General features: G+C 68.6%; 17 protein-coding genes. 13 read left to right on the top strand and 4 right to left on the bottom strand.

Annotated features, from left to right (window positions below):
* The first annotated feature begins 3 nt into the window (after positions 1–3).
* Positions 4–1,176, top strand: a complete 1,173-nt coding sequence (locus JMO03_RS01995; RefSeq protein WP_202839685.1) for a mechanosensitive ion channel family protein — start codon at positions 4–6, stop codon at positions 1,174–1,176.
* Entirely contained in the window at positions 1,160–3,316 is a 2,157-nt protein-coding gene (gene lpdA / locus JMO03_RS02000) for a dihydrolipoyl dehydrogenase (RefSeq protein WP_202839687.1), read from the top strand. Before JMO03_RS01995 ends, lpdA begins: the two co-directional genes overlap by 17 nt.
* A 273-nt stretch (positions 3,317–3,589) precedes the next feature.
* On the opposite strand, the gene JMO03_RS02005 is transcribed toward lpdA, so the two are convergent.
* A complete protein-coding gene (locus tag JMO03_RS02005; RefSeq protein WP_202839689.1) occupies positions 3,590–4,516 on the bottom strand; it encodes a hypothetical protein in 927 nt (308 codons plus the stop codon).
* 511 nt (positions 4,517–5,027) lie between these two features.
* Here JMO03_RS02005 and JMO03_RS02010 point away from each other — a divergent pair.
* The 10 genes from JMO03_RS02010 (at position 5,028) to JMO03_RS02055 (ending at position 14,029) form a co-directional block, all read left to right on the top strand.
* Positions 5,028–5,357, top strand: a complete 330-nt coding sequence (locus tag JMO03_RS02010) for a hypothetical protein (RefSeq protein ID WP_202839691.1) — start codon at positions 5,028–5,030, stop codon at positions 5,355–5,357.
* Complete coding sequence (gene atpB, locus JMO03_RS02015) at positions 5,354–6,226, top strand: F0F1 ATP synthase subunit A (protein WP_202839693.1); 873 nt, start codon at positions 5,354–5,356, stop codon at positions 6,224–6,226. The genes JMO03_RS02010 and atpB overlap by 4 nt, the downstream gene beginning before the upstream one ends.
* 69 nt (positions 6,227–6,295) lie before the next feature.
* Positions 6,296–6,583, top strand: a complete 288-nt coding sequence (gene atpE / locus JMO03_RS02020) for a F0F1 ATP synthase subunit C (protein ID WP_149102658.1) — start codon at positions 6,296–6,298, stop codon at positions 6,581–6,583.
* An 85-nt stretch (positions 6,584–6,668) separates the two neighbouring features.
* A complete protein-coding gene (locus JMO03_RS02025; protein WP_202839695.1) occupies positions 6,669–7,154 on the top strand; it encodes a F0F1 ATP synthase subunit B in 486 nt (161 codons plus the stop codon).
* 4 nt (positions 7,155–7,158) lie between these two features.
* Positions 7,159–7,686, top strand: a complete 528-nt coding sequence (locus JMO03_RS02030) for a F0F1 ATP synthase subunit delta (RefSeq protein WP_202839697.1) — start codon at positions 7,159–7,161, stop codon at positions 7,684–7,686.
* A gap of 147 nt (positions 7,687–7,833) precedes the next feature.
* On the top strand, positions 7,834–9,399 hold the full coding sequence (atpA, locus tag JMO03_RS02035; protein WP_202839699.1) for a F0F1 ATP synthase subunit alpha: 1,566 nt from the start codon (positions 7,834–7,836) through the stop codon (positions 9,397–9,399).
* Positions 9,400–9,530: 131 nt separating this feature from the next.
* On the top strand, positions 9,531–10,391 hold the full coding sequence (gene atpG, locus JMO03_RS02040; RefSeq protein ID WP_202839700.1) for a F0F1 ATP synthase subunit gamma: 861 nt from the start codon (positions 9,531–9,533) through the stop codon (positions 10,389–10,391).
* A 151-nt stretch (positions 10,392–10,542) separates the two neighbouring features.
* Positions 10,543–11,946 (top strand): F0F1 ATP synthase subunit beta, encoded by a 1,404-nt coding sequence (gene atpD, locus JMO03_RS02045; RefSeq protein WP_202839701.1) that lies wholly within the window; start codon positions 10,543–10,545, stop codon positions 11,944–11,946.
* 153 nt (positions 11,947–12,099) lie between these two features.
* On the top strand, positions 12,100–12,522 hold the full coding sequence (locus tag JMO03_RS02050) for a F0F1 ATP synthase subunit epsilon (RefSeq protein ID WP_202839702.1): 423 nt from the start codon (positions 12,100–12,102) through the stop codon (positions 12,520–12,522).
* A 343-nt stretch (positions 12,523–12,865) separates the two neighbouring features.
* Complete coding sequence (locus JMO03_RS02055) at positions 12,866–14,029, top strand: P1 family peptidase (RefSeq protein ID WP_202839703.1); 1,164 nt, start codon at positions 12,866–12,868, stop codon at positions 14,027–14,029.
* 182 nt (positions 14,030–14,211) lie between these two features.
* Here JMO03_RS02055 and JMO03_RS02060 read toward each other — a convergent pair whose 3' ends face one another.
* A complete protein-coding gene (locus tag JMO03_RS02060; protein WP_202839704.1) occupies positions 14,212–14,595 on the bottom strand; it encodes a GtrA family protein in 384 nt (127 codons plus the stop codon).
* 294 nt (positions 14,596–14,889) lie between these two features.
* Here JMO03_RS02060 and glmU point away from each other — a divergent pair, with 294 nt between their 5' ends.
* Complete coding sequence (glmU, locus tag JMO03_RS02065; RefSeq protein ID WP_202839705.1) at positions 14,890–16,254, top strand: bifunctional UDP-N-acetylglucosamine diphosphorylase/glucosamine-1-phosphate N-acetyltransferase GlmU; 1,365 nt, start codon at positions 14,890–14,892, stop codon at positions 16,252–16,254.
* Between the two features lie 169 nt (positions 16,255–16,423).
* On the opposite strand, the gene JMO03_RS02070 is transcribed toward glmU, so the two are convergent.
* Entirely contained in the window at positions 16,424–17,749 is a 1,326-nt protein-coding gene (locus JMO03_RS02070; RefSeq protein WP_238345812.1) for a sensor histidine kinase, read from the bottom strand.
* Positions 17,750–17,761: 12 nt separating this feature from the next.
* Positions 17,762–19,105, bottom strand: coding sequence for a sigma-54-dependent transcriptional regulator (locus tag JMO03_RS02075; RefSeq protein ID WP_202839706.1), 1,344 nt, complete (start codon positions 19,103–19,105; stop codon positions 17,762–17,764).
* Positions 19,106–19,136 lie beyond the last annotated feature (31 nt).

Here is a 19,136-nt window from a genome sequence, read left to right on the forward strand (position 1 = left end):
CGGATGCTGCATGCGGTAGCCGCCGCCGCGCCATCGCAGGCCGCCGCCGCCGCCGGGCAGGCGCGCGACGGTGCCGGCGCCGTACTCGGCTACGCGCCGCTGCAGGCGTTCGGCCTGGGCGGTATCACCATCGGCGCGATGATCGCCGCGCTGGTGGTGCTGGTGGTGGCGTGGGTGGTGTCGCAGCTGCTGCAGCGCACGATCGCCCGCTACGGCGGCCGCGGCGGCGGCGTCAGCCAGCCCGCGCTGTACACGGTGTCGCGGCTCGCGCACTACGTGCTGATCACGATCGGTTTCCTGGCCGCGATGAACGTGGCCGGCATGCCTCTCAGCCAGTTCGCGGTGTTCGCCGGCGCGATCGGCGTCGGCCTGGGCTTCGGGCTGCAGGCGATCTTCAGCAACTTCGTCTCGGGCCTGATCCTGCTGTTCGACCGTTCGCTGAAGGTGGGCGATTTCGTCGAGCTCGACAACGACATCCGCGGCGTGGTGCGCGCGATCAACATCCGCTCCACGCTGATCACCACCAACGACAGCATCGACGTGCTGGTGCCGAACTCCGAATTCGTCAGCGGCCGCGTGGTCAACTGGACCCATGGCTCCAACCATCGCCGCATCCGCGTGCCGTTCGGCGTCGCCTACGGCACCGACAAGCTGCTGGTCAAGAAGGCGGCGCTGGAGGCGGCGGCGCGCGTGCCGTTCACCCTCGCGACCGACGACGACCGGCGTCCACAGGTGTGGCTGATGAACTTCGGCGACAGCGCGGTGGAGTACGTCCTTGCGGTGTGGCTGACCGAGGAGGCGGCGCGCCGCAATGCCGCGATCAGGGCCGCGTACCTGTGGGAGCTGGATACCGCGCTGCACGAACACGGCATCGAGATTCCCTTCCCGCAACGCGACCTGCACCTGCGCAGCGCGTTCGGGCGCAGCGGCGACGACGCGCTGGCCCTGCTGCGCGGACAGGCGCCCGGTCGCGACGACGACCAGGCCCCTGCGGGGGCGGAGGCGTCGCTGCCGCGGGAGGAGCGCGCGCGACTGGCGCGCAACGACGCGGGCGAAGACACCCGGCGGGCGATCGAGGAAGACGCGCGCGAAGCCGAACTACGCGAACAGCAGGCGTCGACCACCGACGCCGGCGCACCCGGAACCAAAGGAGCAAGCGATGGCCAACCCGATTGAAGTGAAGGTCCCCGACATCGGCGGATACGACGACGTGCCGGTGATCGAGGTGCTGGTCGCGGTCGGCGACACGGTGGCGAAGGACCAGGGCCTGGTGACGCTGGAGTCGGACAAGGCGACGATGGAAGTGCCGTCCTCGCATGCCGGCGTGGTCAAGGCGTTGAAGGTCAAGGTCGGCGATACGGTGTCGGAAGGCAGCGTGGTGGTGGTGGTCGAGGCCGAAACCGGCGGCGAAGTCCCGGCGACGGACAGCGCACCTGCGCCTGCCGCCGCGTCGTCCGCACCGGAATCCGAAAAGGCGCCTGCGTCCGCGAATGCGCCGGAGTCCCGCAAGGCGTCGGCGCCGGAGTCCGGTGGCGGCACCGTCGAGGCGAAGGTGCCCGACATCGGCGGCTACAGCGATGTGCCCGTGATCGAAGTGCTGGTCGCGGTGGGCGACACGGTGGCGAAGGACCAGGGCCTGGTCACGCTGGAATCGGACAAGGCGACGATGGAGGTGCCCTCGTCGGCCGCAGGCGTGGTGAAGGAAGTGAAGGTCGGGGTCGGCGACACGCTGTCGGAAGGCGCGGTGGTCGCGGTGATCGAAACCGCAGCGGCGTCGCCGTCGTCGCCCCCCGTGGGCGCGAGCCAGAAGGTGGCGCCGGGCAGCAAACCGCCGGTGGCGCAGTCCCATCGCGCGCCGGTCGAACCGGCTCCGCAGGCGGCCGCCGCCAGTGGCCGCCAGGCCGATGTCGAATGCGGCATCGTGGTGCTCGGCGCCGGCCCGGGCGGTTACACCGCCGCGTTCCGCGCCGCCGACCTCGGTCTCGACACGGTGCTGGTCGAACGCTATGCCGCGCTCGGCGGCGTCTGCCTCAACGTCGGCTGCATCCCGTCCAAGGCGCTGCTGCACGCGGCCGACGTGATCGAGCAGGCCAGCCACGCCGGCGAGTACGGCGTCGAGTTCGGCAAGCCGAAGATCGCGCTCGACAAGCTGCGCACGTACAAGGACAAGGTGGTCGGCCAGCTCACCAAGGGCCTGGCCGGGATGGCCAAGCAGCGCAAGGTGCGCGTGCTGCAGGGGACCGGCCGGTTCGTCTCGCCCAACGAGATCGAAATCGCCGGCGACGACGGCAAGGTGCAGTTGCTGCGGTTCGGCCAGTGCATCATCGCCGCCGGCAGCCAGGCGTTGAAGCTGCCGGGCTTCCCGTGGGACGACCCGCGGATCATGGATTCGACCGACGCGCTGGACCTGGCCGACGTGCCGAAGAAGCTGCTGGTCGTCGGCGGCGGCATCATCGGCCTGGAGATGGCCACGGTGTACCGCGGCCTGGGCAGCGAGGTGACGGTGGTCGAACTCGCCGACCAGCTGATGCCGGGGGCCGACAAGGACCTGGTCAAGCCGCTGGCGGACCGCCTGAAGAAGGGCGGGGTGTCCACCCATCTCAAGACGAAGGTGGTCGAAGCCAAGGCCGTCAAGAAGGGCATCGAGGTCGCCTTCGAGGGCGAGAACATCCCCGACGGCAAGCTGTTCGACCGCGTGCTGGTCGCGGTGGGCCGCACGCCGAACGGGAAGAAGATCGATGCCGAAAAGGCCGGCGTGCGCGTGGGCGACCGCGGCTTCATCGACGTCGATGCGCAGATGCGCACCAACGTCCCGCATATCTTCGCCATCGGCGATGTCATCGGCCAGCCGATGCTGGCGCACAAGGCCACGCACGAAGGCAAGCTCGCCGCGGAAGTCGCGGCCGGCGAAAAGAAGGAGTGGGTGGCGCGCGTGATCCCGTCGGTGGCCTACACCGATCCTGAGATCGCCTGGGTCGGCGTCACCGAGACCGAGGCCAAGGCCAAGGGGCTCAAGGTCGGCGTGGGCAAGTTCCCGTGGGCGGCCTCGGGCCGCGCGATCGGGCTGTCGCGCACCGAAGGCTTCACCAAGCTGGTGTTCGACGAGGCCACGCACCGGATCATCGGCGCCGGCATCGTCGGCGTGCATGCCGGCGAGCTGATCGCCGAAACCGCGCTGGCGATCGAGATGGGTTGCGAGGTCGCCGACATCGGCCACACCATCCATCCGCATCCGACGCTCAGCGAGTCGGTGGGCATGGCGGCCGAGGTCTACGACGGCACCATCACCGACCTGTACCTGCCGAAGAAGAAATAACGCCGCGCTGGGGCCGCCTCGGCCGCAGCGTGCTCCATCGCGCATGACGGCCCACTGGAGTTGTTGCGGGCCCGCCCGCCGGGCGGCGGATTCGTCAGGCGCACCCGGATGACCGCGCCGGGGAGACGAACGAAGCCCCGGCGATGCCGGGGCTTCGTGGGCAGGCCTGCCTGAGGGTCGACGAGGATACGGGACAGGCCCACGAGGGGAGAGACCATCCCGGCGGGCGAAGGTTCCCTGCCTGCATTGCGGCGACAGGACGCCGAAGGCCGCTCAGAACCTGAACGTCACGCCGGCCATCGGGCCGTGTACCTTGAACTGCCCGGTGACCCGGCCGCTCACGTCCACCGTACCGACGCCGCTTTCGGGCGGTGGATCGAACGAGCCGCGGTAGTCGTCGCTGAGCTTCAGCCGGAACCAGTCGTAGCCGGCGTGGAGGGCCACGCGTTCAGTGACGAGGTACTCCACCAGCAGGCCGCCGCGCTCGAAATGCCCGCGTTCGTCGATGAAGTCGCCCCAGCGGGTGTCGAGGTACTGGCCCTGGACTTCCACGCGCCAGCGCGGCGCCGGCGTCCACGCCAGCCGCGTGTGCAGGTTGGGCGATGTGCCGTCGCGCTTCCAGCTCACCCGTTCCCATTCGGGGGCGAGCGCGTCGGTGCCGGTGGAACGGCCGGTGGCGCGCGCCTCGAGCGACGCATGGGTGATGCCGAGGCCGAGGCCCCACTCGAAGCGGGGCGTGTCGACGACGGCGAAATCGTAGTTCACGCTCGCCAGCTCGAAGCTGAGCCGCCCATCGAGATCCACGCTGGGCACTTCCACAGGATCCCCCGGCAGCGCGACTTCATCGAAGATGCCGCCCGGATCGACCCATTCGCCGTCGAATCGCCAGGACTCCTCGCGCCGGTAGTCGTAGTAGTTCACGCGCAACGACTGCCGCGGCGTCATGTTGAATGCGAACTCGCCACGCGGGCGCCAGCGCCCATCGACCCCGATGTCGCCCGCGGCCTCCAGTTCCTCGGTGCGCTCGCCATCGGTGGCGATGCCATCGCCGCGGAAGGCGATATTGGCTTCCGGGTTGAATGCGGACAAACGCAGTTCGAAGCGGGCGGGTTCGGCGAAATCCTGCGCTTGTGCGGCGAAAGCGAACGGCAGCATGAGTGCGGCGGCAACGGCGGTGGCGATCCTGGAACGATGGTTCACTGGGTGCTCCTGCATGGGGGAAGATTCGCAAGGGTGCGCATCCTCCGGGTTCCGCGGTGCAGTCGCCGTGAAGCGTGGTCGCGCAACGAGGGCACGGCGACCTCGATGTCCGACGGCCTCGTGTGCGTCGAGGGTGTGGCCGACGCGAGATACGGTCGGCGAGACATGATGGAGATCAGCGAACGCAGGATGTTCGCTCATGTGCCTGGATCGATGTGCGCGCGACAGCGATGCGCGGACGAAAGCGAGTGGCCCGGCCCGCGAGCGTGCGTCGAGGCCTGGTGGACAAGCATGTCGCCTGCGCCAGGTGCGCACCGCATCCGTCCCGGGGGCGGGCGCACCACGCCCGATTGCGGTCAGGCAGCTTCCTGAACGGCCGCCCAGCCTCATGGTGCACCGCACAAGGTTGCCCCCGAAAATGCCCCGCTGCTATACTTTTCAGGCTTTGCAGCAGCCCGAGCCAGGAAGTCCCCGACCCGATCCGACCCGTCGCGCCGCCCTGCGGTTGCCGATGGTGCAGGCCGCGGTCGGACTGACCGGCGCGGGGGTGCTGGCGGTGGCTGCCGGGGGCTTGCCCGCGGTGGCCTTCCTGGCGGGGGCGGCCGTGATCGCGGCGGGGTTCGCGATGTTCGGCTGGCGCACTGCCGGGCGTTCGCCGGTGGCTCCCGCAGGACGCATGTTCGCGCGTCTGCTGGTGGGAACCTCGCTCAAGTGGCTGGTGATCGGTGCCGGGCTCGTCCTGGCGATGCATGGTGCCGGTCTGCCTGCGGAATTCGTGCTGGGAGGGGCCCTGACGGCCTTCCTGGTCTCCATGATCGGCTTGCCCTGGTTGCTTCGATGATCCGTGATCTCCTCCGCGTTGCCGGCGACAGCCCCAGCGAATACGTCACCCATCACCTCAAGCATTGGCAGGTCTCGATCGGCGAGGGCACGTTCTGGACCCTCAATGTCGACAGCCTGCTGGTGTCGGTGCTGCTCGGCGTGCTGACCATCGGGACCTTCTGGCTCGTCGGCCGCCGCGCCACCGCCGGGGTGCCGTCGAAGTTCCAGGCCTTCATCGAGATCGTGGTCGGCTTCATCGACACCCAGGTCAAGGACGTGTTCCACGGCAACCGCAGCTTCGTCGCGCCGATCGCGCTCACCATCTTCGTGTGGGTGTTCGCGATGAACGCGCTGAAGATGATTCCGGTGGACTTCTTCCCGGGAGCGGCCGCGGCGGCCGGCCAGGAGTATTTCCGCGCCGTGCCCACCACCGACCTCAACATCACCTCGGCGATGGCGCTGGCCGTGCTGCTGCTGATGTTCGCGTTCGCGATCGCAGCCAAGGGCTTCGGCGGCTTCGGCAAGGAACTGCTGACCGCCCCGTTCCATGGCCATGGCGTGATGAAGGTCGTATTGGCGCCGTTCAACCTGACGCTCAACGTCATCGAATACCTGTCCAAGCCGGTCAGCCTGGCGATGCGGTTGTTCGGCAACATGTACGCCGGCGAGCTGGTGTTCCTGCTGATCGCGCTGCTCGGCATGGCCGGCGGCAACCTGATGATGGAGGCGGGCCTCGCGGCCAAGGCCGGCGGTGCGCTCGCCTTCGTCGGCGCGGTGCTCGCGGGCGCGGCCTGGTCGATCTTCCACATCCTGGTGATCACCCTCCAGGCCTTCATCTTCATGATCCTGTCGGTCGTCTATTTCTCGATGTCGTCCGAAGCGCATTGACCGCGGCCCCGGCGGTCCATCCCGAAGTCGTTTTCCCCTTCACCCTGTAGATCCACCGAGGAAGTCACCATGGAACTCACCGCTCTCATCGCCGCCGTCCAGGGCAACACCGCGCTCGCGATCGGCATCATCATCGGCCTCGGCGCGCTCGGCGCCTGCATCGGCATCGGCATCATGGGCTCCAAGTTCCTCGAGAGCGCCGCGCGCCAGCCGGAACTGGTGCCGATGCTGTCGGGCCGCATGTTCCTGCTCGCCGGCCTGATCGACGCCGCGTTCATCATCGGCCTGGCGATCGCGCTGTTCTTCGCGTTCGCCAACCCGCTGCTCAGCGCTGTCCAGACTGCCGCCGGCGGCTGATCGGGCTGGCTGCCGCGCGCCGTTCGACGGCGTGCGGCACGGTCGGGCGCGTCCTGCGCCCGCGTGACAATCGCGGAGCATCACGATGCAATTCAATGCCACATTTCTCGGCCAGGGTCTCGCGTTCGCGATCCTGATCTGGTTCACCTGGAAGTTCGTCTGGCCGCCGCTGATGAACGCCATCGAGGAGCGCCAGCAGAAGATCGCCGAAGGCCTCGCGGCCGCGGACAACGCGCAGAAGAACCTGGCGCAGGCCGAGGAGCGGGTCGCCGAGGAACTGAAGGCGGCGCGCGCCAAGGCCAACGAGATCATCGAGCAGGCGCACCAGCGCGCGAACCAGATCGTCGATGCGGCCAAGGCCGAGGCGATCACCGAGGGCGAGCGGCAGAAGGCGCGGATCGAGGCCGAGATCGCCGCCTCCGCCAACCGTGCCCGCGAGGATCTGCGCAGGCAGGTGTCGACGCTGGCGGTGGCCGGCGCCGAGAAGCTGCTGCGCCGTGAGATCGACGCCAGCGCCCACAAGGCGCTGCTCGACGAGCTGGCGACGCAGCTGTCGGACCAGGCGGCCTGATCCGATGAGCCAGGCCCTCACGCTCGCCCGTCCCTACGCCCGCGCCGCGTTCATGATCGCGAAGGACGCCGGTGCGTTCGCGCCGTGGTCGGAGGCGCTCGGCTTCGCTGCGCGGGTCGCGGCCGATCCGCAGGCGGCGGCCGCGCTCGGTCATCCGGCGCTGGTCCGCGAACAGGCGGTGGAACTGCTCTCGCCCGACGACGCCCCGGCCGCATTCTGCGATTTCCTCGCACTGCTGGCCGACAACCGCCGGCTGGCCATGCTGCCGGAGATCGCGGCCCTGTACGAGGACCTGCGCGACGAGGCCGAGCAGGTCGTCAAGGCGACGGTCACCTCGGCCACGGCGTTGCCGACCAGCGAGCTGGACACGATCAAGGCCGCGCTGCGCAAGCGATTCGGCCGCGAGGTCGAGATCGAGACGGCGGTCGACGAGGCCCTGATCGGCGGCGCGGTGATCGCCGCCGGCGACGTGGTCATCGACGGCTCGCTGCGCGGCAAGCTCTCGCGATTGCACAGTGCGTTAGCAAGCTAACGCGTGATTCGTAGATTGGTGATTCGTGATTCGGAAAAGCAGAAGGCACTGACGCTCTATCCAATTACCAATCACGAATCACCAATCACGAACAGACAATAGAAATCCGAATGCCGCGGACCGCGGCATGCGACCAGGAAAAGACAAATGGCAACCACCACGCTCAACCCGTCCGAAATCAGCGAACTGATCAAGACCCGCATCGAAAAGGTCAAGCTGTCCGCAGAGGCGCGCAACGAAGGCACCGTGACCTCGGTCGCCGACGGCATCGTGCGCATCTACGGCCTGGCCGACGCGATGCAGGGCGAGATGATCGAGCTGCCCGCCGCCGAGGGGGGCACGCCCACCTACGCGCTGGCGCTCAACCTGGAGCGCGATTCGGTCGGCGCGGTGGTGCTGGGCGACTACGAGCACCTGCGCGAGGGCGACGTGGCCAAGACCACCGGCCAGATCCTGTCGGTGCCGACCGGTCCGGAACTGCTCGGCCGCGTGGTCAACGCGCTGGGCGAGCCGATCGACGGCAAGGGCCCGATCGATGCGAAGCTGACCGCGCCGGTGGAGCGCGTGGCGCCGGGCGTGATCTGGCGCAAGTCGGTCGACCAGCCGGTGCAGACCGGCTACAAGTCGGTCGACGCGATGATCCCGATCGGCCGCGGCCAGCGCGAGCTGATCATCGGCGACCGCCAGACCGGCAAGACCGCGATGGCGATCGACGCGGTGATCAACCAGAAGGGCACCGGCATCAAGTGCGTGTACGTCGCGATCGGCCAGAAGGCCTCGACCGTGGCCAACATCGTGCGCAAGCTCGAAGAGAACGGCGCCCTGGCGCACACCATCGTAGTCGCGGCCACCGCGTCCGAGTCGGCGGCGATGCAGTACATCTCCGCGTACTCGGGCTGCACCATGGGCGAGTACTTCATGGACCGCGGCGAAGACGCGCTGATCGTCTACGACGACCTGTCCAAGCAGGCCGTGGCCTACCGCCAGATCTCGCTGCTGCTCAAGCGCCCGCCGGGCCGCGAAGCCTACCCGGGCGACGTGTTCTACCTGCACAGCCGCCTGCTCGAACGCGCCGCGCGCGTGTCCGAGGACTACGTCGAGAAGTTCACCGAAGGCAAGGTCACAGGCAAGACCGGTTCGCTGACCGCCCTGCCGATCATCGAGACCCAGGCCGGCGACGTGTCCGCGTTCGTGCCGACCAACGTGATCTCGATCACCGACGGCCAGATCTTCCTCGAGACCGACCTGTTCAACGCCGGCATCCGCCCGGCGGTGAACGCGGGCATCTCGGTGTCGCGCGTGGGTGGCGCGGCGCAGACCAAGATCATCAAGAAACTCTCGGGTGGCATCCGCATCGCGCTGGCGCAGTACCGCGAGCTGGCGGCGTTCGCGCAGTTCGCCTCCGACCTCGACGAAGCCACCCGCAAGCAGCTCGAGCGCGGCCAGCGCGTGACCGAGCTGATGAAGCAGAAGCAGTACGCGCCGATGTCGATCGCCTACCAGGCGCTGTCGATCTACGCGGTGGACAAGGGCTACATGGACGACGTGCCGGTCGGCAAGATCCTGGCGTTCGAGGAAGCGCTGCACGCGCACTTCGCCAACACCCAGGGCGCGCTGATCGACCAGATCAACGGCAGCGGCAACTGGAACGACGAGATCGAGGCCGCCTACAAGGCCGGCATCGAGGACTTCAGGAAGACCGGCTCCTACTGAGCCGGTGTGATTGGTGATTGGTGATTCGTAACAACGACAGCAACAGCAACAGCGGGTGAGTGGGCGGCGCGGGATTCGATGTTTCGAATCACCAATGACCAATCACGAATCGCCGCGAGCGGAGCGAGCAGATGGCCGGTGGCAGGGAAATCAAGACCAAGATCAAGAGCGTGCAGAACACCCGCAAGGTGACGCGCGCGCTGGAGATGGTCTCGGCCTCGAAGATCCGCAAGGCGCAGGAGCGGATGAAGGCCTCGCGCCCGTACGCGCGCGCCATGCGGCAGCTGATCGGGCATCTCGCGCAGGCGAACTCCGAGTTCCAGCATCCGTATCTGGTCGAGCGCAAGGAGATCAAGCGCGTCGGTTACGTGATCGTCTCGTCGGATCGCGGCCTGGCCGGCGGCCTCAACAACAACCTGTTCCGCAAGCTGCTTGGCGAGATCCGCAAGTGGCAGGATCAGGGCGTCGAGGTCGACGTGGTCACCATCGGCCAGAAGGCGACGGTGTTCTTCCGCCGCCTGAAGCTGCAGATGCGCGCCAGCGTCAGCCACCTCGGCGACCAGCCGCAGGTCGAACAGCTGGTGGGCGTGGTCAAGGTGATGCTCGACGCCTACGACCAGGGCGAGGTCGACAAGGTGTTCCTGGTCTACAACGACTTCATCAACACCATGACCCAGCGCGCGGCGTTCGACCAGCTGCTGCCGCTGCCGCCGTCGGAAGCCGTGGCCCAGCACGACTGGGACTACATCTACGAGCCCGACGCGGAATCGGTGCTCGGCTACGTGCTCACCCGCTATGTCGAATCGCTGGTCTACCAGGCGGTGATGGAGAACGTGGCGTCCGAGCACGCGGCGCGCATGGTCGCGATGAAGTCGGCGAGCGACAACGCCACCAAGCTGATCGATACGCTCAACCTGGTCTACAACAAGGCCCGGCAGGCGGCGATCACCCAGGAGATTTCCGAGATCGTGGGCGGAGCGGCGGCCGTCTGACGACGGCGGTGATTCGTGATTGGTGATTGGTGATTCGAAAAAGGCAGCGAAGCGCGCTTTCCCGAATCATGAATGACGAATCACCAATCACGAAAACCCAACCGGATGGCAGATGCCGTCCGGACAGAACAAAGTTAACCGGAGCATCAAAATGAGTCAGGGCAAGATCGTTCAGATCATCGGCGCGGTCGTCGACGTGGAGTTCGCGCGCGGCGAGGTGCCGAAGGTGTACGACGCACTGAAGGTGCAGAACACCGAGATCACCCTCGAGGTGCAGCAGCAGCTCGGCGACGGGGTGGTGCGCACGATCGCGCTCGGTTCCACCGACGGTCTCAAGCGCAACCTGGTCGCCGAAAACACCGGCCGCGCGATCTCGGTGCCGGTGGGCCTGGGCACCTTGGGCCGGATCATGGACGTGCTGGGTCGCCCGATCGACGAGGCCGGCCCGGTCAAGTCCGACGTGTCGTGGGAGATCCACCGCGCGGCGCCGTCCTACGAGGACCAGTCCTCGACCACCGAACTGCTGGAAACCGGTATCAAGGTCATCGACCTGATGTGCCCGTTCGCCAAGGGCGGCAAGGTCGGCCTGTTCGGCGGCGCCGGCGTCGGCAAGACGGTCAACATGATGGAACTGATCAACAACATCGCGACCGAACACTCGGGCCTGTCGGTGTTCGCCGGCGTGGGCGAACGTACCCGCGAGGGCAACGACTTCTACCACGAGATGCAGGAGTCGGGCGTCGTCAACATCGAGGACCACGCCAAGTCCAAGGTGGCGATGGTCTACGGCCAGATGAACGAGCCGCCGGGCAACCGCCTGCGCGTGGCGCTGACCGGCCTGACCATGGCCGAGTACTTCCGCGACGAAGGCCGCGACGTGCTGCTGTTCGTCGACAACATCTACCGCTACACGCTGGCCGGTACCGAAGTGTCGGCGCTGCTCGGCCGCATGCCGTCGGCGGTGGGCTACCAGCCGACGCTGGCCGAGGAAATGGGGGTGCTGCAAGAGCGCATCACCTCGACCAAGACCGGTTCGATCACCTCGATCCAGGCCGTGTACGTGCCCGCGGACGACCTGACCGACCCGTCGCCGGCGACCACCTTCGCCCACCTCGACGCCACCGTCGTGCTGTCGCGCAACATCGCCTCGCTGGGCATCTACCCGGCGGTCGACCCGCTCGACTCCACCTCGCGCCAGCTCGATCCGAACGTGATCGGCCACGAGCACTACGACACCGCGCGCCGGGTGCAGGCGACGCTGCAGAAGTACAAGGAGCTCAAGGACATCATCGCGATCCTGGGCATGGACGAGTTGAGCGAAGAGGACAAGCTGGCCGTGGCCCGCGCGCGCAAGATCGAGCGCTTCTTCTCGCAGCCCTTCCACGTGGCCGAGGTGTTCACCGGCTCGCCGGGCAAGTACGTGTCGCTGAAGGAGACGATCCGCGGCTTCAAGGGCATCGTCGACGGCGAGTTCGACCACCTGCCCGAGCAGGCGTTCTACATGGTCGGCACCATCGACGAGGCGGTCGAGAAGGCCAAGAAGATTTCCGCGTAGGGCGGAAATCTTCTCGGGAATAGGGAATAGGGAATCGGGAATCGACAAGGCGGGCTGGGTACGAACTGAGGCAGCGAGGATGGAACCGGCAGAACGTGCCCTTTCCATTCCCCAATCCCCATTCCCCATTCCCGCCTCGCAAAGCGAGGCATCATGACCACCATCCGTTGCGACATCGTCAGCGCCGAGGCCGAGATCTTCCAGGGAGAAGCGACCCTGGTCGTGGCCACCGGCGAGATGGGCGAGCTCGGCATCGCGCCGCGCCACGCGCCGCTGATCACTCGGCTCAAGCCGGGCAAGGTCGTGGTGACCCAGCCCGACGGCAGCGTGCTCGACTTCGCCATCGGCGGCGGCATCCTCGAGGTGCAGCCGCAGGTGGTGACGATCCTGGCCGACACCGCGATCCGCGCCGACGACATCGACGAGGCGGCGGTCCGGGCGGCGAAGGAAGAGGCCGAGCGCGTGCTGGCCGGTCGCGGCGAGGCGATGGACATCGCCGAGGCGCAGCAGAAGATGGCCGAGGTGATGGCCCAGCTGTCGGCGCTGGAGCGCCTGCGCAAGAACCTCAAGCACTGACGGCCGCTGCTGTTCATGCGGGAATCGGGACACCGGCCATGCGCCGGCGTCCTGCTTTCCGGCGCCGGCAGTAGTCACTGCAAACCGCGGCGTGATGGCTGGGTCTCGCAGTCATTCCCGCAGCCGACACCGCCACTCCCGCGACCACGCCGTGATTCCTGCGAAGGCGGGAATCACGGGTATCACGCCTGCAGCGACAGTTGGCACTGGTTGCCGCCTTCGCGCGGACGACGGGATCCGGGCTGCGGTCTGTGACAGACGCGGCATGATCGCGACTGCCCGAAAGGTACCGGCTGCGAGGATTGCGACACAATGGGCGCCCTGTCGATCCCGGGAACGAGCGATGGCGAACTGGAGGAGTGCCTGGCTGCTGGTTGTCGTGGCGTGCGGCGCAGCGCAGGCAGTGGAACTCCCTGACACGAGCGTCGAACGGCCGCGCGCTCGCGAGGCCGGTGTGGTGATCGGCTTGCTGCCGACCGGCCCACGCAACGCGATCGTCGACGTGCCGGGCGTGGCCGTCGGGCACGCGACCGTGTTCGAGGGCGATGCCATCCGCACCGGCGTGACCGCGATCCTGCCGCACCCGGGCGACCTCTACCGCGAGCGTGTACCCGCGGCGATCGTGATCGGGAACGGCTACGGCAAGCTGCTCGGCGTCAGCCAGGTCGCCGAACTGGGCGAACTGGAAACCCCGATCCTGCTGACCGGCACGCTCGGCGTCTGGCGCGCGGCCGATGCGCTGGTCGGATGGCAGCTGGCGAAGCCGGGGATGGAGGAGGTGCGATCGCTCAATCCCGTGGTCGGCGAGACCAACGACGGCTATCTCAACGACATCCGCGCGCGCCCCCTGCGGGCGGAACACGTCGTGCATGCACTGGAGATCGCCTCGACGGACAACGTCCAGGAGGGCGCCATCGGTGCCGGCACCGGAACGGTGGCCTTCGGCTGGAAGGGTGGCATCGGCACCAGCTCGCGCCGACTCGACGAGGGGCAGGGCGGCCACACCGTGGGCGTGCTGGTGCAGAGCAACTACGGCGGTCGGCTCACGATCGGCGGCATGGCGCTCGACGACGTCCGCCCCGAACGCACTGCATCGCGTGGCGCGAACGACGTGCCGCCGGCCACCGGCGATGGCAGCATCATGATCGTGGTCGCCACCGATGCGCCGCTGGACGACCGCCTGCTCCGCCGGCTGGCGGCACGCGCGCTACTCGGCGTCGGGCGTACCGGGTCCTCGATGAGCAATGGTTCGGGCGACTACGTGATCGCGTTTTCGACCGCGCGCGAGGTGCGCAGGTCCGGGGACACAGCGCGACACGCGCAGCAGCTGTTGTCCAACGAGTCGATGAGCCCGCTGTTCGACGCGGTCGTCGAGGCGACCGAGGAGGCGATCATCAACTCGCTGTTCCGGGCCACGACCACGCGCGGCCACCGCGGCAACGTCCCGGCGCTGCCCCTGGAGCGCGTGCTGCCGCGGCTTCGGCGCGCGGTGGACGCGGCCCCCTGACCGGCCGCCACGGTTGCGGAGGCGAGCGGCACAGCTGTTTCATCCGCAAGGCCGACGGGCCCGAAAGCCACTCCCGTCATGGGCGAACCTGCACCTTTCAGCCGTGACCCTCGAGTCGCTTGCCGCGCCGGCGCGCGTGGTGCAGTGGGCGGGCATCGGCTGCGGCGCAGCGGCCCGGTTCCTCAGCGCTTGTAGATCCAGTGCCGCGACAGCACGAACCCGATCACGCCCAGCATGACCTCCACCAGTGGTTTCGCCAGCCATGCCGACTTCAATCCGAACACGTCGTCGATCGCCCCCACCGCCGCGGTGCTGGCAGCGGTGGTGCACAGCCACATCAGGGCAAAACGCTGGAGCTGTACGCGACCCACCGCAGTGTCGTCGCCGGCGAAGGTGAACTTGCCGTTGAGCCAGTAGCCCAGGAGCGCCCCGTTGACGCGGCCGGTGATGTTGGCCGGCTCGAGCACCATGCCCATGTACGACAGCCAGACGGTGACGCCCCAGTCGACCAGGTACTGCAGCCCGCCGATCACGAGGTAGTGGCTGCCCTGGCGGCGCAGGTTCATAGGCCGCGCTCCGGGAGCCGGTTTCGGGCGACGGGCAGGAAGGTCATCGGCGGCAAGCCTAACCGGCATGGGGTGAATAAAACATTCTCGAATTGGTCGCGGCGGACGGGGCCTGGGGGAATCTGCTCCCCGGGTGCGCTGCGCTTACCCGGGCTACGATCCGGCCCCGCGTAGCCCGGGTAAGGCCGAAGGCCGCATCCGGGATTCCATGCAAAGCAAGCCTGCCGCACGCCCAAAGCCGGACATCGCGCCCCGGCCACCCTAGAATCGCATTCTGGTCCCGATGGAAGTCCCATGAGCACGCCACTGCACGTCGTCATCCTCGCCGCCGGCGAGGGCAAGCGCATGAAGTCGTCGCTGCCCAAGGTGCTGCAGAAGGTCGCCGGCCGGCCGATGCTGGCGCACGTGATCGCGACCGCCCGCGAACTGCAGCCGGCCGGCATCCACGTGGTCCACGGCCACGGTGGCGATCGGGTGCGGGAAGCATTCGCCGCGCAGGACGATCTGCAGTGGGCCGAGCAGGCTCGCCAGCTCGGCACCGGCCACGCCGTGCGCCAGGCGATGCCGGACGTGCCCGACGATGCGCGCGTGCTGGTGATGTACGGGGACGCGCCGCTGTTCACCGCGGCCACGCTCCGTCGACTGCTGGGGGCCGATGGCCGGCTCGCGCTGCTGGTGGCCGAGCTCGACGACCCGACCGGATATGGCCGGGTGCTGCGCGATGCCGAAGGCCGCGTCGCCGCCGTGGTCGAGGAGAAGGACGCCAACCACGAACAACGCGCGGTGCGTCTGGTCAACACCGGCGTGATCGTGGCCGATGCCACCGCGCTCAAGGAGTGGCTCTCGCGCCTGTCGAACGAGAATGCACAGGGCGAGTACTACCTCACCGACGTCGCCGCCATGGCTGCGGCCGACTTCACCGCGGCCGAGATCGTGCGCGTGGACGATGCGCGCGAAACCGAGGGCGCCAACGATCCCTGGCAACTGGCGCAGCTCGAGCGCGCGTTCCAGCTGCGCGCGGTGCGGGCGCTGTGCCTGCAGGGGGCGCGGATCGCCGATCCCGCGCGCGTCGACATCCGCGGCGAGGTGGTGGTGGGGCGCGACGTCGAGATCGATGTCGACGTGGTGTTCGAAGGTCGGGTGGAGCTCGGCGATGGCGTGCGAATCGGGCCGTTCACGCGGCTCAAGGACGTGGTGCTCGGCGCCGGCACCGAGGTGCGCGCGCACTGCGATCTGGAGGGCGCGCGCGCCGAGGGGGCGGTGACGATCGGTCCGTTCGCACGGCTGCGGCCGGGCACGGTGCTGGCGGACGGCGTGCACGTGGGCAATTTCGTCGAGACCAAGAACGCGACGCTCGGAGTCGGCAGCAAGGCCAACCACCTCACCTACCTCGGCGACGCGCAGATCGGCGCCAAGGTCAACGTCGGCGCCGGCACCATCACCTGCAACTACGATGGCGTGAACAAGTCGAAGACCGTCATCGGCGACGGCGCCTTCATCGGTTCGAACACGGTGCTGGTGGCGCCGGTGACGGTGGGGGCGGAGGCGACGATCGGTGCGGGCTCGGTGGTCAGCCACGACGCGCCGGAGGGCAAGCTCACCTTGGCGCGCGCGCGCCAGGTCGCGATCGAAGGGTGGACGCGGCCGAAGAAATCGTAGAAGCGCCTCCCGGAACCGGGGTCAGAGTCGACTTTCCTTCCGGGCGTTTCCGAAGCGGTGCCATCAAGAGCGGAAAGTCGACTCTGACCCCGGTTCTGCGCGCCATCCGCAAGCGGCGTCCGCACATCGTCCGCAGGCGCGGCGCGCGGCGGCGCGTTCTTCAGGATCGTCAACCAACGTCCGTCGGGCGCGGCAGCACCATCGACACGCATAGTCCGCCGCCGTCGCGGTTGAGTAGGGCGATGCGGCCGCCGTGCGCCTCGGCGATCTCGCGCGCGAGCGCAAGCCCCAGGCCGGTGCCGCTGCGCTTGGTCGAATAGAACGGCAGCAGCGCGTTCTCCAGCACCGATTCGTTCATTCCGCTGCCGCGGTCGAGCACGTCGATGCGCCAGCCGTCGGCGATGCGCCGCACCGCGAGCGAGACGGTCCCGGGCGCGGTGCCGGATTCGTGCGCGTTCTTGATCAGGTTCAGCAGCGCCTGCTCCAGCTGCGCCGGGTCGAAGCGCGCCACCTCGTCGGGAACCGTGCCCTCGATCGCGAAGTCCATCTGCGTGCGCAGCTTCTCGACGAACTGCGGCAACCGCATCGGCTCGGTCCGCGGCGACGGCAACTTGGCGAAGCGCGCGTAGTCGCGCAGGAACCCTTCCAGGTGCCGCGCGCGCTCCTCGATCGTCGCCAGCGCGATCGGCAGCTTCTCGTACTGTCCACGGCGCAGCAGCTCGGCACCCGAATGCGCCAGCGAGGCGATCGGCGCCAGCGAGTTGTTGAGCTCGTGGCTGATCACGCGGATCACCTTCTTCCAAGTCTGCACTTCCTGGCGGCGCAGTTCGGCGGTCATCTGCCGCAGCAGCACCAATTCGTGCCGGCGGCCGTTGAGCCGGAACGTGCGCCGGGCGAGGTGGTAGATGTCCTCGTGGTCCTCGTCGCCGACGGTGAACATGCCGTCGCCGCCGCGCGCGAAGGCCTCGCCCACCGCGGCCGGCGCGGCGTCCAGCAGGGCATCGAGCGCGTGGCCCTCCAGGCGCCGACCATCGCCGAGCATGCGGCGCGCGGCGAGGTTGCCCAGCACCACGCGCCGGGACGGGTCGAGCAGCAGCATCGCCACCGGCGTGTTCTGCACCATGGTGTCGAGCAACAGTTCGCGTTGCACCAGCGACAGACGCTGGTCGCGCAGGGCCTGGCCGAGTTCGTTGTGGGCGTCGACCAGTTCGACCAGGTCGCCGTAGCGGTCCCAGGTGATGCCGAAGCTGAAATCGCCGTCGCGGTAGCCGGCGACGGTCCCTGCCAGCGCGCGGAACAGCGCGCGCAAGGGCACGAACGTGCGCCAGACCACGATGCCCATCGTGGCGCCGACCACGGCCGCGGCCGCCAGCGCCGCCTGCCACGGTATCAGCCACTGGGCGAGCAGCGCGGTGAGCCCGGCGGTCGCGGCGACGCCGAACAGCACCAGCGCGACCATGCGGATCGCCAGCGGCAGGACGCGGAGGATGCGCATCGATGCGTCGTGTCAGCCGCGCGGGATGCCGTAGCGGTCGAGCCGGCGATACAGCGCCTGCCGCGACAGGCCGAGGTCGGCCGCCGCCTGGGCGAGCACGCCGCCGCTGCGAGCCAGCGCGGCCTCGATCGCGGCGCGATCGGGTTCGTCGCCCCCGCCATGCGCGTGCGGGGGCGATGCCAGCGCCTGCAGGCCCAGCGCCTCGGCTTCGATGCGCTCGCCCGACAGCAGCGCCGCGCGCTGCACCGCATTCCGCAGTTCGCGCACGTTGCCGGGCCAGGCGTGGCGCAGCAGCGCGCGTTCGGCACCCTCGCCGAACTGTTTTCCGGCGGGGAGGAAATGTCGCGCCAGCGGCAGGATGTCGCGCGGCCGGCGCGACAGCGGCGGGACGCGCAGCTCGATGCCGTTGAGCCGGTAGTACAGGTCCTCGCGGAACTGGCCGTCGGCGATCATCGCCGGCAGGTCGGCATTGGTCGCGCTGACCACGCGCACCTTCACGGTGCGCTCCTGGTTGCCGCCCAGGCGCTGGAAGCGACCGGTTTCCAGCACCCGCAGCAGCTTCACCTGCCCCGCCGGCGGCAGCGTGCCGATTTCGTCGAGGAACAGGGTGCCGCCGTCGGCGGCCTCGAACTTGCCGGTGCGCGCCTTGTTGCCCGCGCCGGTGTAGGCGCCGGGTTCGGCCCCGAACAGCTCGGCCTCGATCAGTTCGCTGGGCAGCGCGCCGCAGTTCACCGCCACGAACGGGCCCGACTTCACCGCCGAATTGTGGTGGATGATCTCGGCGTACTTTTCCTTGCCGGCGCCATTGGGCCCGGTGACCAGCACCGGCAGCTCGGAGCGTGCGACCTGCAGCGCCAGCGCCAGCACGGTCTCGCTGGCGACGTCGTCGTACACCAGGCCGCGCAGGTCGTGCTGCCGCGCCAGCGCTTCGCGACGCCGGCGCTCCCCACCGCTGCGCGCGGCCAGCTCGCGCCGGGTTTCCGAAAGCTCGAGCAGGTTGTTCACCGAGGCCAGCAGCTTGTGGTCGTCCCAGGGCTTGCCCACGTAGTCGGCGGCACCGGCCTTGACCAGGTCGACCGCCGATTCCAGCCGCGTCCACGCGGTGAGCAGGATCACCGGCATGTCCGGGTGCTGCGCGCGGATATCGCGGAACAGCGCCACGCCCTCGTCGCCGGAGGTGGTGTCGGCGCGGAAGTTCATGTCCTGGATGACCAGGTCGATGCCGCCGCGCTGCAGCAGCGCCAGGCCCGTTTCCGGCGTTTCCGCGCGCTGCACGTGGATCTCGTGCAGCGAGAACAGCAGGTCGAGCGCGGTGGCGACGGACGGGTTGTCGTCGATGACGAGGACGGTGGGCATCGTGCCTGCAGGAATGGGTGTGTGCGTATCG

Origin of the sequence: Luteimonas saliphila (assembly GCF_016774335.1) — a bacterium.
Lineage (GTDB): Bacteria > Pseudomonadota > Gammaproteobacteria > Xanthomonadales > Xanthomonadaceae > Luteimonas > Luteimonas saliphila.

What these genes read in the sequence shown, in the direction of transcription:
- JMO03_RS01995 (WP_202839685.1), top strand. Translation starts at nt 4, where the DNA reads ATGCTGCATGCGGTAGCCGCCGCCGCGCCATCGCAGGCCGCCGCCGCC.
- lpdA (WP_202839687.1), top strand. Translation starts at nt 1,160, where the DNA reads ATGGCCAACCCGATTGAAGTGAAGGTCCCCGACATCGGCGGATACGAC.
- JMO03_RS02010 (WP_202839691.1), top strand. Translation starts at nt 5,028, where the DNA reads ATGGTGCAGGCCGCGGTCGGACTGACCGGCGCGGGGGTGCTGGCGGTG.
- atpB (WP_202839693.1), top strand. Translation starts at nt 5,354, where the DNA reads ATGATCCGTGATCTCCTCCGCGTTGCCGGCGACAGCCCCAGCGAATAC.
- atpE (WP_149102658.1), top strand. Translation starts at nt 6,296, where the DNA reads ATGGAACTCACCGCTCTCATCGCCGCCGTCCAGGGCAACACCGCGCTC.
- JMO03_RS02025 (WP_202839695.1), top strand. Translation starts at nt 6,669, where the DNA reads ATGCAATTCAATGCCACATTTCTCGGCCAGGGTCTCGCGTTCGCGATC.
- JMO03_RS02030 (WP_202839697.1), top strand. Translation starts at nt 7,159, where the DNA reads ATGAGCCAGGCCCTCACGCTCGCCCGTCCCTACGCCCGCGCCGCGTTC.
- atpA (WP_202839699.1), top strand. Translation starts at nt 7,834, where the DNA reads ATGGCAACCACCACGCTCAACCCGTCCGAAATCAGCGAACTGATCAAG.
- atpG (WP_202839700.1), top strand. Translation starts at nt 9,531, where the DNA reads ATGGCCGGTGGCAGGGAAATCAAGACCAAGATCAAGAGCGTGCAGAAC.
- atpD (WP_202839701.1), top strand. Translation starts at nt 10,543, where the DNA reads ATGAGTCAGGGCAAGATCGTTCAGATCATCGGCGCGGTCGTCGACGTG.
- JMO03_RS02050 (WP_202839702.1), top strand. Translation starts at nt 12,100, where the DNA reads ATGACCACCATCCGTTGCGACATCGTCAGCGCCGAGGCCGAGATCTTC.
- JMO03_RS02055 (WP_202839703.1), top strand. Translation starts at nt 12,866, where the DNA reads ATGGCGAACTGGAGGAGTGCCTGGCTGCTGGTTGTCGTGGCGTGCGGC.
- JMO03_RS02060 (WP_202839704.1), bottom strand. Translation starts at nt 14,595, where the DNA reads ATGAACCTGCGCCGCCAGGGCAGCCACTACCTCGTGATCGGCGGGCTG.
- glmU (WP_202839705.1), top strand. Translation starts at nt 14,890, where the DNA reads ATGAGCACGCCACTGCACGTCGTCATCCTCGCCGCCGGCGAGGGCAAG.
- JMO03_RS02070 (WP_238345812.1), bottom strand. Translation starts at nt 17,749, where the DNA reads ATGCGCATCCTCCGCGTCCTGCCGCTGGCGATCCGCATGGTCGCGCTG.
- JMO03_RS02075 (WP_202839706.1), bottom strand. Translation starts at nt 19,105, where the DNA reads ATGCCCACCGTCCTCGTCATCGACGACAACCCGTCCGTCGCCACCGCG.